Source organism: Shewanella sp. 553 (assembly GCF_059338375.1).
Genome location: NZ_CM181701.1, coordinates 2,016,069 through 2,030,220, shown reverse-complemented (window position 1 = coordinate 2,030,220; position 14,152 = coordinate 2,016,069). Strand labels below are relative to the sequence as shown.

10 protein-coding genes are annotated in these 14,152 nt (G+C 45.6%); 4 read left to right on the top strand and 6 right to left on the bottom strand.

Annotated elements, in window-relative coordinates:
• Positions 1 to 52 precede the first annotated feature (52 nt).
• The 5 genes from yfaE to ubiG all read right to left on the bottom strand — a co-directional run bounded on the left by yfaE (position 53) and on the right by ubiG (position 6,058).
• Positions 53 to 469, bottom strand: a complete 417-nt coding sequence (gene yfaE, locus AC5YBZ_RS09135; RefSeq protein WP_494542838.1) for a class I ribonucleotide reductase maintenance protein YfaE — start codon at positions 467 to 469, stop codon at positions 53 to 55.
• 121 nt (positions 470 to 590) lie between these two features.
• Positions 591 to 1,721: a class Ia ribonucleoside-diphosphate reductase subunit beta gene (gene nrdB / locus AC5YBZ_RS09130; protein WP_494519078.1), complete on the bottom strand. Its 1,131-nt coding sequence runs from the start codon at positions 1,719 to 1,721 to the stop codon at positions 591 to 593.
• Positions 1,722 to 1,794: 73 nt separating this feature from the next.
• Positions 1,795 to 4,083, bottom strand: coding sequence for a class 1a ribonucleoside-diphosphate reductase subunit alpha (nrdA, locus tag AC5YBZ_RS09125; protein WP_494519079.1), 2,289 nt, complete (start codon positions 4,081 to 4,083; stop codon positions 1,795 to 1,797).
• Positions 4,084 to 4,650: 567 nt separating this feature from the next.
• On the bottom strand, positions 4,651 to 5,349 hold the full coding sequence (locus tag AC5YBZ_RS09120) for an HAD family hydrolase (protein WP_494521621.1): 699 nt from the start codon (positions 5,347 to 5,349) through the stop codon (positions 4,651 to 4,653).
• A complete protein-coding gene (ubiG, locus tag AC5YBZ_RS09115; protein WP_494519080.1) occupies positions 5,342 to 6,058 on the bottom strand; it encodes a bifunctional 2-polyprenyl-6-hydroxyphenol methylase/3-demethylubiquinol 3-O-methyltransferase UbiG in 717 nt (238 codons plus the stop codon). The genes AC5YBZ_RS09120 and ubiG overlap by 8 nt, the downstream gene beginning before the upstream one ends.
• Before the next feature lie 298 nt (positions 6,059 to 6,356).
• On the opposite strand from ubiG, the gene gyrA reads away from it, so the two are divergent.
• A complete protein-coding gene (gyrA, locus tag AC5YBZ_RS09110; protein ID WP_494519081.1) occupies positions 6,357 to 9,050 on the top strand; it encodes a DNA gyrase subunit A in 2,694 nt (897 codons plus the stop codon).
• Positions 9,051 to 9,232: 182 nt separating this feature from the next.
• Positions 9,233 to 10,321, top strand: a complete 1,089-nt coding sequence (serC, locus tag AC5YBZ_RS09105) for a 3-phosphoserine/phosphohydroxythreonine transaminase (protein ID WP_494519082.1) — start codon at positions 9,233 to 9,235, stop codon at positions 10,319 to 10,321.
• Between the two features lie 73 nt (positions 10,322 to 10,394).
• Here the strand turns inward: serC and AC5YBZ_RS09100 are convergent, their stop codons facing one another.
• Entirely contained in the window at positions 10,395 to 11,585 is a 1,191-nt protein-coding gene (locus AC5YBZ_RS09100; RefSeq protein WP_494523557.1) for an amino acid aminotransferase, read from the bottom strand.
• Positions 11,586 to 11,974: 389 nt separating this feature from the next.
• On the opposite strand from AC5YBZ_RS09100, the gene aroA reads away from it, so the two are divergent.
• Positions 11,975 to 13,255 carry a 3-phosphoshikimate 1-carboxyvinyltransferase gene (gene aroA, locus AC5YBZ_RS09095; protein WP_475516885.1) on the top strand — a complete coding sequence of 427 codons (1,281 nt, stop codon included), beginning with the start codon at positions 11,975 to 11,977 and terminating at the stop codon, positions 13,253 to 13,255.
• A gap of 184 nt (positions 13,256 to 13,439) precedes the next feature.
• Positions 13,440 to 14,132, top strand: a complete 693-nt coding sequence (cmk, locus tag AC5YBZ_RS09090; protein WP_475516884.1) for a (d)CMP kinase — start codon at positions 13,440 to 13,442, stop codon at positions 14,130 to 14,132.
• Positions 14,133 to 14,152 lie beyond the last annotated feature (20 nt).

Sequence of the window (14,152 nt, the reverse complement as noted above, 5' to 3'; positions counted from 1 at the left end):
GTATAAGATCACAGCCAATATGGCCCGTCCAGCTATTTGAGCGAATATCACCCTAATAGCTCAAATTATGTTCGCGATCTCGCCCTGGCTGGGTCGACATTTTAGTTGACTGGATATTATTGGTCGATGTGGCAGTGCTTTTTGTCGAGATTGACGCTCGTGTGACAACTACATTAACACCTTGAGTAGATAAGGCTAAGTCCACGTCGCCATCGGGATGGCAGCAACAAGGCAGACATTCATCGGCCTCCAGTTCAACTAAAGGCTCAGTATGGTATATCACCGAGCCATGATTGAGTTTGGTTTTACAGGCACCACAAAAGCCGTTTCGGCATTCTGAAAATACCTTAACGTTTTTCTGTTCTAGTGCCTGTAGCAGGCTAACGTGCTGCTCTGTATAGAGTAGCACTGGCTGGCCTTGTAGGCTGACAATGGGCGCTTTTTTAAAGGTCGCTTGCTTAAACGTCATGCTGTTAATTATCTAACATCTATTTATTGAGCTATGATTGCTCACGTTATTGTGACTAAAAATAGGATGCATCGATTTATCCATGCAGGACTATTAGCCACTCAATCACAGAGCCATATCATCACAGATCAAAATCGGCAAACTGACTTTCATCGACTGAAGAGTCAATTTGGCCCACAAGGTAAGATGATACTTCTACCTCTTGCGGTGCGACCTGTACTGAATCACTCTCTAGCCAGTTCTTCATCCAAGGCAGCGGGTTGCTCTGATCTGCGTACGGACTGACTAAGTTAACCGATTTCATACGCTCGTTAGTGATGTACTCAACGTATTGGCATAAGATCTGTTCGTTAAGACCGATCATTGAGCCATCTTTGAATAGGTATTTTGCCCACTCTTTTTCTTGCTCTGCCGCTTTGATAAAAATATCTGTGGCTATTTGCTCACACTCTTTGGCAATGTCCCCCATCTCTGGATCGTCTTTACCCGCTTGCATAATCTTAAGGATATGCTGGGTACCATTTAGGTGCAAAGCTTCATCACGGGCGATCAATCGAATAATTTTAGCGTTACCTTCCATAACTTTACGTTCAGCGAAGGCAAAAGAGCAGGCAAAACTGACGTAAAAACGAATCGCTTCCAATACGTTAACCGACACCATACACAGATACAGTGCTTTTTTGATCTCACGCTGGGTGACCACGACGTGTTTACCGTCAACCTCGTGCGTACCTTCACCAAACAAGTGGAAGGCTTGGCTAAGGACAATTAGCTTATCGTAGTACTCGGCAATATCGCTAGCACGTTTGAGGATCTCTTCATTGGCGACGATATCGTCAAATACTACCGATGGGTCGTTAACAATGTTACGGATAATGTGAGTGTATGAGCGTGAATGAATGGTTTCAGAAAACGACCAAGTTTCAATCCAGGTTTCTAACTCGGGTAATGATACCAAGGGTAAAAATGCCACGTTAGGTGAGCGGCCTTGAATCGAGTCAAGCAGAGTCTGATACTTTAAGTTTGAAATGAAAATATGCTTTTCATGATCGGGTAGTGCTGCATAGTCGATTTTGTCTTTGCTGACATCAACTTCTTCTGGTCGCCAGAAAAACGATAATTGCTTTTCGATTAGCTTTTCAAAAACTTCATATTTTTGAATATCATAACGCGCTACGTTAACCGATTGTCCCAAAAACATGGGTTCCAATGAGGCATTATTAGCGGTTTGACAAAATGTAGAATAGGCCATGTTTCTATCTTCCGACAATGGGGGCTAAGCCCCCATATATTAACGTGAAATACTGATGATAAACATCAAGTGATTAGATCTTACACGCGCCGCCAGCGCAACTATCATCTTCTTTTTCAATGGCGGTGATATCGTCATGACTATCTGAGGCGCCATCACGAGTGTTGTGATAGTAAAGTGTCTTCACACCGTATTTGTAAGCGGTCAATAGATCTTTTAGCAACACTTGCATAGGGACTTTTGACCCAGGGAAACGACTTGGGTCATAGTTAGTATTGGCTGAAATCGATTGGTCGACAAACTTCTGCATTAACCCCACTAATTGCAAATAACCATCGTTGTTCGGCATTTGCCATAATAACTCATAGCTATGCTGATACTTTTCAAAGTCAGGCACCACTTGCTTAAGCTGACCATCTTTACTGGCTTTCACGCTGATTAATCCGCGTGGAGGTTCAATGCCATTGGTCGCATTTGAGATCTGTGATGAGGTCTCTGATGGCATCAGGGCCGACAGCGTAGAGTTACGCAGGCCATGAGTCACTATCTCTTCACGCAGTGTTTCCCAATCAAGGTGCAATGGTTCGTCACAAATTTTATCCAAGTCACGCTTATAGGTGTCTATGGGTAAAATGCCTTTGGCATAATTAGTCTCATGGAACAAAGGGCAAGCGCCTTGTTCTTTCGCCAAGTTTACCGAAGCTTTCAATAGATAATATTGGATAGCTTCAAAGGTTCTGTGGGTAATGCCGTTGGCTGAGCCATCGGAGTAACGTACCCCTTCCTTAGCCAAGTAGTTGGCGAAGTTAATCACGCCTATCCCTAAGGTACGACGGTTCATCGATGCTTTATGAGCCGAGGTTATAGGGTAATCTTGATAATCGAGTAGATTATCTAACGCACGTACAGCCAGATCAGCTAATGGCTCTAGCTCTTCAAGATTCTTAATTGCACCTAAGTTAAGGGCTGATAAGGTACACAGCGCGATTTCACCGTTAGGATCGTCTACATTGTTCAGTGGTTTGGTTGGCAGAGCGATTTCTAAACACAAGTTAGATTGACGCACTGGTGCTACTTTAGAGTCGAATGGGCTGTGAGTATTACAGTGATCGACGTTTTGAATATAGATACGACCAGTAGAAGCGCGCTCTTGCATCATTAATGCAAATAGCTCAACGGCTTTAATTTGCTTCTTACGAATGTTGTCATCCGCTTCATATTGCAGATAAAGACGTTCAAACTCGGCTTGGTCTTCAAAAAATGCATCATACATACCAGGTACGTCAGATGGGCTGAATAGGCTTATCATGCCACCTTGGATCAAGCGCTGATACATCAACTTGTTGATCTGAACACCATAATCCAAATGACGAATACGGTTATCGTCAACACCACGGTTGTTTTTCAATACCAGCAGTGATTCAACTTCTAAATGCCACATAGGGTAGAAGAGGGTCGCTGCGCCGCCACGAACGCCGCCTTGTGAGCACGACTTAACCGCGGTTTGGAAATACTTATAAAAAGGTAAGCAACCGGTGTGGAAAGCTTCGCCGCCACGAATTGGGCTACCTAGCGCACGAATGCGACCAGCATTAATACCAATACCGGCACGTTGTGATACGTACTTTACAATGGCCGACGCGGTAGCATTGATTGAGTCTAAGCTATCGCCACATTCAATCAGTACGCACGAACTGAACTGACGCGTAGGGGTACGCACACCCGCCATGATGGGGGTGGGTAGCGAGATCTTAAAGGTTGAAGTCGCATCATAGAAGTTTTTTACATAATCTAGACGCGTCTCTCTTGGGTATTTGGCAAACAAACATGCCGCAACCAGGATATATAAGAACTGGGCGCTCTCATAAATCTCATGACTAACCCGGTTTTGCACTAAGTACTTGCCTTCGAGCTGTTTAACGGCTGCGTAAGAGAAGTTCATGTCGCGCCAGTGATCGATATGCTCATCAAGCAAATCTAACTCTTCGCGAGTGTAGTCACTTAGGATGTGGCTATCGTATTTGCCCATCTCCACCAGCTTAATGACATGATCATATAGCTTAGGCGGTTCAAATTGACCAAAGGCTTTCTTACGCAAATGGAAGATAGCTAAACGGGCAGAGAGAAACTGATAATCAGGTGATTCTGGCGAGATTAAATCTGCGGCAGCCTTAATAATGGTTTCATGAATTGCTTCAGTTGGAATTCCATCATAAAACTGAAGGTGAGAACGTAATTCCACTTCAGAGACAGAGACATTTTTCAGTCCATTTGCCGCCCAAGTGATCACTCGGTGGATCTTATCGAGATCGATAGTTTCACGTTCGCCACTGCGTTTAGTGACTTGCATAGTGCTGTTCATTAAAGATAAGCCTTGATTAAATATTGTGGTCATATGAGCTGGAAAATACACTCAACGTTTCCCTGTCAAAACAATCGAAAAGTTAACAAAAACTACCAAAATACAACTTAGGTTTTAGTGGCTTCGATCGTCACTCACACACAATATATGGTGTTATATAAATAATAGGATACAAGATAGTGAGGTTGGTGGCATTTTGCAAGCGGCATTTTAGGGGACAAGTTGTGGATATCTTGGGGGTAACATTAAGGGTTAGTAACGGCTAACCTTTAAGGCTTGTTTTCAATAATGCTTGCTGATTTTGAGTAAGTTTTGTGCTGCTAAATTTAATCTAATAGAACGCTAGTTTTATCATCGATCGCGACGATCGATGATTGGCAAATGGGTTGTGAGATGGCGAGCAAATCACTGTAAATATCCATCAAGGTGCTTCGATGTAAAACACTGGAAATCATAAAACGACATTTCAAAGCAACATTTTATAAAAAATCGTCAAAAGCAGCGTGTTTTTAAAACCAACACCAGCAAATCGCTATAGTGCGATTTACTGGTTATCAGTGGTTTCGTTTACGTATTATGGCTGACAGAGGCTTGAGCAAGATAGTCGATAATTGCGTATGGCTTATCAAAGCATATTTGATGTGGCCAATCAGCTGGCTTGTCATCTTTAGCGATATAGCCCCACATGGCGATCCCCCCATGCATGTGGCTATTTTGCGCCGCTTCAAGATCGCGCCGTGCATCACCGATATAGATGATGTTACCAGCATCACAGCCCAGCTGCTGCGCAGCTAACAGCATCGGCGCTGCAGCGGGTTTACCTTGGGTGGTAGAGTCGCCGCTGATAACGCTGCGTATACACTCGATAAGGGGCTGTTGCCCTAAACACAGTTTAGTTAATAAAGGGCGGGTAAATCGTGCTGCCTTATTCGTGACCACACCAAAGGCAATGCCATTCTCCATTAAATAGTGCAGTACTTCAGTCATGCCATCAAACAACCTAGCATTGTCGCCATTAATGCGTTGATAGTGCGCCAGCAGCGCCTGCTGCAGTTGGACTTTTTGCGCAGCATCGAGTGTCGGCTGCGCCGCAGTAACTAGGGCTAAACTGCCATTGGATGCGGCGTCACGTACATCTTCAAGTGCAACACTGGGGTAATCGAAATCGTGCAGAGCCAGATTCAGCGCCGCAACCAGATCGGGTGCGGTATCAGCCAAGGTGCCGTCTAAATCAAACAGCACCCCGAGGATCGTACTGTTAGGCATCGTCATTTTTGACTGTCGCTATCATATAATTGACATCGAGACTCTTGGTATAACGAAACATACCGCTTAACGGATTGTAAGTGATCCCAGTAGCGTCGCTGCAGATAAGCTCGGCATTATCTGCCATCGCGATAAGCTCAGCAGGTTTGATGTACTTATTATGATCATGGGTGCCCACGGGTAACATCTTAAGCAGATATTCTGCGCCCAGTACTGTCTCTATGTAAGCACGGATATTACGGTTAATAGTCGAGAAAAACACATAGCCGCCAGGTTTGACCATGTCGCTGCAGGCTTGAATGACTGATGCAGGATCGGGCACATGCTCCAGCATCTCCATGCAAGTAACCACATCATATGCAGCAAGGTGGTAATCGCGGTGAGCTTCGGCGGTATCTTGAATGTAATTGATCTCAACCCCGGTCTCAAGTGCATGCAAGCGAGCGACATCTAATGGCTCAGTCCCCATGTCTAACCCATCCACTTTAGCGCCAATACGGGCCATGCTTTCAGATAAGATCCCGCCGCCGCAGCCGACATCTAATACACGTTTGCCAAACAGGCCGCCGACCGTTTGGTCGATGAAGTTCAGTCGTAGCGGGTTGAGTTTGTGAATAGGCTTAAACTCGCCTTCTGGATCCCACCAGGTTTCTGCCATTTTTTCAAATTTAGCGATTTCCTGTGGATCAACATTGCTATGGTTAGACACTCTTGGACCTCTCATCGAGATTTTATTGTGGTGCTATTATACCGATAGCAATTAATAAACAAAGGATTATCAATCAGGTTGCGTAAGCTCGGTGTTGACTTTGCTGTCAAAGCATACTGGGTTTGATTTGAGTCAATGTTTATCGGTTTAATCATATATTTGCTGGGAAATATCAATAGGGTCTAGCGACAATAATTATCTGTGTTAGAATGCCAAATCACGTTTTCAGGCTTGATACAACACTGTTTTATTTTCATACAGTAGGGTGTCGGCTAAATTTCAAGGGATCGAGCAGTTTATGACTGATCTGGCTTCATCTATAACACCAATTAATATTGAAGACGAATTAAAGAATTCATATTTAGATTACGCCATGAGCGTTATCGTTGGCCGTGCTCTACCTGATGTAAGAGACGGACTCAAACCTGTTCACCGCCGCGTGTTATTTGCGATGAACGAACTCAAGAATGATTGGAATAAACCCTATAAAAAATCGGCACGTGTTGTCGGTGACGTTATCGGTAAATATCACCCACATGGTGATACCGCGGTTTATGACACTATCGTTCGTATGGCGCAGCCATTCTCGCTACGTTACACCCTAGTTGATGGCCAAGGTAACTTTGGTTCGGTCGACGGTGACTCTGCAGCAGCAATGCGTTATACCGAAATTCGTATGGAGAAGTTAGCTCACTCTTTACTGGCTGACTTAGACAAAGAAACCGTCGATTTTGTACCTAACTACGATGGCACCGAATTCATTCCGGCCGTATTACCAACGCGCGTACCTAACCTGTTAATCAATGGTTCCTCGGGTATTGCTGTTGGTATGGCGACCAATATTCCACCGCACAACTTAACCGAAGTGGTAAAAGGGTGTTTAGCGTTAATCGAAGAGCCAAGCTTATCGATTGAACAGCTAATGGAATATATTCCAGGGCCTGATTTTCCAACGGCCGCCACTATTAACGGTCGTAAAGGCATCATTGATGCTTACAATACTGGCCGAGGCCGCGCCGTCATGCGCGCTAAAGCAGAAGTCGAAACTGAAGACAATGGCCGTGAACGCATTATCGTTCATGAGATCCCTTATCAAGTGAACAAGGCTCGCTTAATCGAAAAGATTGCCGAGCTGGTTAAAGATAAGAAGATTGAAGGCATTAGCGGCCTGCGCGATGAGTCAGATAAAGACGGTATGCGTATCGTTATCGAGATCAAGCGTGGCGAAGTGGGTGAGGTTGTCCTTAATAACCTTTATGCCCAAACTCAGATGCAGTGCTCTTTTGGTATAAACATGGTGGCGTTGACCGACGGTCAGCCTAAGCTGTTTAACCTCAAAGAGATGCTCGAGTGCTTTATTTTACACCGCCGTGAAGTGGTGACTCGCCGCACCGTGTTTGAACTGCGTAAAGCTCGCGAACGTGCTCATATCTTGGAAGCACTCGCCATTGCTCTGGCAAACATCGATCCTATTATTGCGCTTATCAAAGCCTCGCCAACCCCAGCGGAAGCCAAAGTACAACTGGTGGCACAGGGCTGGGAACTGGGTCATGTACAAAGCATGCTCGAGAAGGCGGGTGATGATGCCGCACGTCCAGAATGGCTAGAGCCAGAGTTTGGTATTCGCGACGGCAAATATTACCTGACTGAGCAACAAGCTCAGGCGATTCTAGAACTGCGCTTACATCGCTTAACCGGTCTAGAACATGAGAAAATTCTATCAGAATATGAAGAACTACTGATCTTCATCGCTGGACTATTGCTTATTTTGAGCAGCCCTGAGCGTCTGATGGAAGTGATCAAAGAAGAGCTTGAAGAGATTTTAGAGCAGTACGGTGATGCACGACGCACCATCATTAATGCCAACGAAATTGACATGAGCCTTGAAGATCTGATCAACGAAGAAGACGTGGTCGTGACCCTGTCTCATCTTGGTTATGCTAAATACCAACCTCTGTCTGACTACCAAGCTCAGCGTCGTGGTGGTAAAGGTAAAGCAGCGACTAAGGTTAAAGATGAAGATTTCGTCGAAAAATTATTGGTCGCCAATACCCACGACACCATCTTATGCTTCTCTGACTTTGGTAAGATGTACTGGCTGAAGGTGTATCAACTACCGCTAGCCAGTCGTACCGCCCGTGGACGACCAATTGTTAACTTGTTGCCACTGTCTGATGGTGAACATATCACGGCAATCTTACCAGTACGTGAGTACGCTGAAGATAAGTTTATTATCATGGCGACCTCGCACGGCACGGTGAAGAAAACCGCATTGACGGCTTATAGCAACCCTCGTGCTAACGGTATCATTGCCGTTAACCTGAAAGATGGCGATCAGCTTATTGGTGTCGATATTACCGATGGTAATGACGATATCATGTTGTTCTCTAACGAAGGTAAAGTAGTTCGATTCAATGAAAAAGCCCGTAACTCTGAGACGGGTGAAGTGAAGATCGATCCTGAAACTGGCGAAGAAATTATAGCCCTGCGTGCCATGGGCCGTACGGCAACCGGTGTACGCGGTATTAAGCTAGAAGAAGGCCACAGTGTGGTTTCACTTATCGTGCCAAAAGGTGATGGTGATATCCTCACCGTGACCGAAAATGGTTATGGTAAACGTACAGCCTTGTCTGAGTACCCGGCTAAGAGTCGTGGCACTAAAGGGGTGGTTTCTATCAAGGTGAGCGAACGAAACGGTGCCGTTGTCGGTGCAGTTCAAGTTGGCGAAAATGATGAAATCATGCTGATCAGTAACAAGGGCACCTTGGTTCGTACACCAGCTACCGGCGTATCGAGCATTGGTCGTAACACTCAAGGTGTGACTATCATTCGCACCGCAGAAGATGAGAAAGTGGTCGGTCTGCAGCGTATCGATGAGATCCAAGATGAGGTTGAACTAGACGAAGAGGGTAATCCTATCTTAGTCGAGGCCCATGAAGCGCCTGTTGAGGGGGCGTCGGGTGATGCACCCGATACAGAGCCCGCTGAGTAACAGCTAGGTAAATTAACGGGCGTCCTTTGGGACGCTCGTTTTGTTTGTGCAAGCCAAACCCTGAGTACGTGAAACCTTAAAATATAGTACTTGAAATGTAGTCCCCGAAACGTATTACCCATAATTAAATATAACCATTTGTACCCACGCAATGACACATCAAAGGTCAAAGGAGAAGAGAAGTGAGCGCGACATATAATTTCTGTGCAGGCCCTGCAATGTTGCCCGCCCCCGTTATGCAACAGGCACAAGCGGAGTTATTAGATTGGAATGGCCAAGGTGTGTCGGTGATGGAAGTCAGTCATCGCAGTAAAGAGTTTATTGCGCTGGCAGAGCAAGCCGAGGCAGATCTGCGTGAGCTAATGGTTATCCCCGATAACTACCATGTTTTGTTTATGCATGGCGGCGGTCGAGGCCAGTTTGCTGCTGTGGTGAATAATTTTTTAGGCAACAATGGCAGGGCACTCTATTTAGTCGATGGTAGTTGGTCTTTAGCCGCGGCAGAAGAAGCGATTAAACTGGTAGGTGAGCAGAATATTGACGTGCTTGATATTGTCGAAAAAAGTAATAATATCAGCAGTGTTGTCGTTCCAAATCTTAGCAGTATTGATCAAGATTATCGTTACCTACATTACTGTCCTAACGAGACTGTCGATGGTATCGAAATTTTTGATGAATTAGATTCGCCATGGCCGATTGTCGCTGACATGTCATCGAACATTATGTCGCGTGACATCGATGTAAGTCGTTTTGGGGTAATTTACGCGGGTGCGCAGAAAAACATAGGTCCTTCAGGACTGAGTATTGTTATCGTAAAAGATGAGCTATTGGCTCTGCCGCAACTGCCGCAAGCTTCAATCATGGATTACCGCTTAGCCGTTAAGCATGATTCTATGTACAACACGCCGCCGACTTTTGCCTGGTACTTGGCTGCTGAAGTGTTTAAATGGCTTAAGGGTAAAGGGGGGATTGCCGAGATGGCGAAACTCAATACGCAAAAAGCCCAAGCGCTATATCAGTTTATCGATAGCAATGACTTTTATGAAAGCCGCGTAGCTAAAGCCAATCGCTCGCAAATGAATGTGACCTTTTACTTAAAAGATGAATCGCTCAACGAGCAATTTATTACTCAGGCGAAAGCGGCGGGTTTAGTAGCATTAAAGGGTCACCGCAGTGTCGGTGGTATGCGTGCCAGTATCTATAACGCCATGCCCATTGAAGGGGTTGAAGCGTTAGTCAGATTTATGCGGGATTTTGCTGAGCAACATTAGTCGCAGCTAGCTATTATAAGTGATTTATATTAAATGAGTTCCTAGGATAAAGATCCTAGGAACTTTTTTTGTTTTATAGCACTTTGGCAATTGATTCAGCTAAGTAGTCGACATTTCCTTCAGCAATTCCCGCAATACTGATACGGCTAGAATCCACCATGTAAATACTATGATCGCGTTGCAATCGCGCGACTTGCTCAGGTGTGATGCTTAAGAAAGAAAACATCCCTTTTTGCTGGGCAATAAAACTAAAATCACGGCTAACGCCTTTTTCTAGCAGTTTATTAACCAACATGGCGCGGTTACCATTGATCCGATCCCGCATCACTTTCAGTTCATCGAGCCACTGTTGTTTTAGTTCTGTGTTGCCTAAGATACTCTCTACTATCGCGGCGCCATGGGCCGGGGGCATGGAGTAAAGACAACGCACTACATATAACAATACCGATAATGTCACCTCGGCAGCCTGACTCGATGCTGCCACAATTGAACAGGCACCAATACGCTCACGATAGAGACCAAAGTTTTTTGAACAAGAGCTACATAAAATCATGTCGTCGACGTGAGTTGCCATTTGCCGAACTCCGTAGGCATCTTCGTCAACACCATCGCCAAAGCCTTGGTAAGCCATATCGATGAGCGGGGTGAACCCTTGTTGTACTGTGAGGTCAACGACCTTGTTCCACTGCGCATTGGTCAAATCCATGCCGCTTGGGTTGTGACAGCAGGCATGCAGTAACACTACATCGTCTTTGCCAATCTGTGCCAACGCCTGGAGCATCTCATCGAACTTAAGGGTTTTGTTGGCGTGATCATAATAGGGATAGGTTTTGACCCTTAACCCAGCGGCTTCAAATAGCCCTATATGGTTAGCCCATGTCGGGTCGCTAACCCATACGGTGGTATTGGGGTTAAGGCGTTTAATAAAATCTGCGGCGACACGCAGCGAGCCAGTGCCTCCTGGAGTCGACACCGTTCGGATGCGGCCCTCTTGCAAGGCTTGATGATCTTTGCCGAAAGCTAATTCGGCAATTAATTGATTAAACTCGGGTGAGCCTGTTGGGCCAATATATACCTTGGTCCGTTCGGTATCGATACGCAGTTGTTCGGCCCGCTTTACACAAGCAAGAATGGGTGTATTACCGACAGCATCTTTATAAACGCCAACGCCTAAATCGACTTTGTGCGGATGAGGGTCTTGTCGGTATTGAGCCATCAATCCTAGAATAGGATCTGCTGGCATAGGGCTCAAATTTTCAAACATATTCGATAACCTTTATTGTTGTTTTGGGCCGTAAGCGGCGAATGCGGTGAAGTGATTAAGAATAAACTAAACCCTATTCTAAGTAACAGTCAACATGATGAAATGATTTCATTGTTCAGTTGGCAATAATTCATGCCAGAGCAATTTACCCTAAGTCATTAAGGGATCACCACAGGCTACAAACCCTATTTTTAACCGCTTAGTAATAAAACGACGCAATAATGGGTAAAAATAGTAAAAAAGGGTTGAATACTGCGCGTCAATCAGTAATTTTATAACTACGAGGTTCAAAGTCTTTTGAACAGATCGCCATTTTGTCGTGATGGTAATAACGTTAATGATAACCCGCAGGCCGATAAATAGGTCGTGCAATGATAAAAGAGTGATTAATGAAGCAACTACGACTCGAGCCCATAAGCAAAGTGCAAGGTACGATTAACATCCCTGGCTCTAAGAGCATTTCTAATCGTGCATTATTATTAGCAACCTTAGCCAAAGGAACGACCACACTGACCAATCTACTCGATTCTGATGATATTGGTCATATGTTGGCTTCACTTGAACAATTAGGTGTTAACTATCGGCTTTCAGATGACAAAACCGTCTGTGAACTCGAAGGGCTTGGCGGTGCGCTCCATGCATCGCAACCTCAGTGCTTATTCTTAGGTAATGCGGGTACCGCAATGCGACCATTATGTGCGGCGCTTACCTTAGGGACAGGGCAATTTACCTTAACGGGTGAGCCCCGTATGGAAGAGCGCCCTATCGGTGACTTAGTCGATGCACTTCGGGTGCTTGGCGCTGATATTGAGTACCTTAAAAACGACGGTTTCCCCCCTCTGACGATTAATGCAACCGGCTTAAATGGCGGTGATGTCACCATTGCAGGCGATCTCTCTAGCCAGTTTTTAACGGCCTTATTAATGGTGGCGCCATTAGCAAAAGAGGCCGTTAATATTCAAATTAAGGGTGAACTCGTCTCCAAGCCCTATATCGATATCACCATCGCTTTGATGGCTCAGTTTGGTGTTCAGGTGATAAACCATAACTACCAGTGCTTTGAGATTGTTGCTGGGCAGCAATATGTATCGCCAGGAACAGTCTTAGTCGAAGGGGATGCTTCGTCTGCGTCTTACTTTTTGGCGGCCGGAGCGATAAAAGGCGGCGAAGTTAAGGTCACTGGTGTTGGGCGTAATAGCATTCAAGGCGATATTCAGTTTGCTGATGTACTGGCGAAAATGGGCGCACAGATAGAGTGGGGCGATGATTATATTATTGCCCGCGCCGCGCCATTAACTGGCGTCGACCTGGACATGAACCATATTCCCGATGCGGCGATGACAATAGCAACGACGGCCTTATTTGCTAAAGGGCCGACCACGATTCGTAATATCTATAATTGGCGCATTAAAGAAACCGACCGTTTAGCTGCCATGGCAACCGAGTTACGTAAAGTAGGCGCCGAGGTCGACGAAGGCCACGACTATATTACCGTGACGCCTCCCGAACAGCCTCACACTGCGCAGATAGATACGTACAATGACCATCGTATGGCGATGTGTTTTTCCATGTTGGCCTTTGCCGATTGTGGTATCACCATTAATGATCCCGATTGCACTTCGAAAACCTTCCCTAATTACTTTGAAAAGTTTGCTGCACTAGCAGTTTAAACTGTGCACACCTTAGGAAGCCGATAGTTTATGGCTTCCTTTTTCTGAACCTAAGCTGATCCTCCTCTGATTAATGTTAACTTTTTACCGCTTTGTTGCGGGTTTTGGTTTATAATGCGCGCGCTCTTTTTCGTGAACGGCATTCAAGATCGTTAGGGAAGATGGATTTAATTTGGAGAAACATATGTCACAACGGGCTCCTATCGTCACTATTGACGGCCCAAGCGGTGCGGGTAAAGGCACTATCAGTCAATTACTTGCTTCTCGACTAGGTTGGAAGCTGCTTGATAGCGGTGCTATTTATCGTGTTTTAGCCTTGGCGGCTATTCACCATAATGTCGAACTAGACAATGAAGCATCTTTAGCACTACTGGCCGCCCATCTCGATGTTCAATTTATAACATCTAATCACAACGGCATTAAAGTGGTACTCGAAGGAGAGGATGTTTCCCACGATATCCGCAGCCAAGAATGCTCCAACGCAGCCTCAAAAGTGGCGGCATTTCCGAGTGTTAGAGAAGCATTATTGCGTCGCCAGCGAGCCTTCGCTGAAGCGCCAGGTTTAATCGCCGATGGCCGCGATATGGGCACAGTGGTATTCCCCTCAACACCGGCTAAACTTTTTTTAACTGCCTCGGCGCAGGAAAGGGCGCAGCGGCGCTATAATCAGTTGCAGGACAAAGGCTTCGATGTTAATATCGACCGTCTTTTAGCTGAGGTCGTTGAACGCGATGAGCGCGATATGAATCGCCCCGTTGCTCCCTTGATCCCAGCCGAGGACGCTCTTGTTATCGACACGACAACAATGGGCATTGATGAAGTGGTAGAGCTTGCTCTGGCGCACATCAAACAAAAATTACCCGACGTGGGTCTGTAAAGAAAAGACGCGCGTTATAC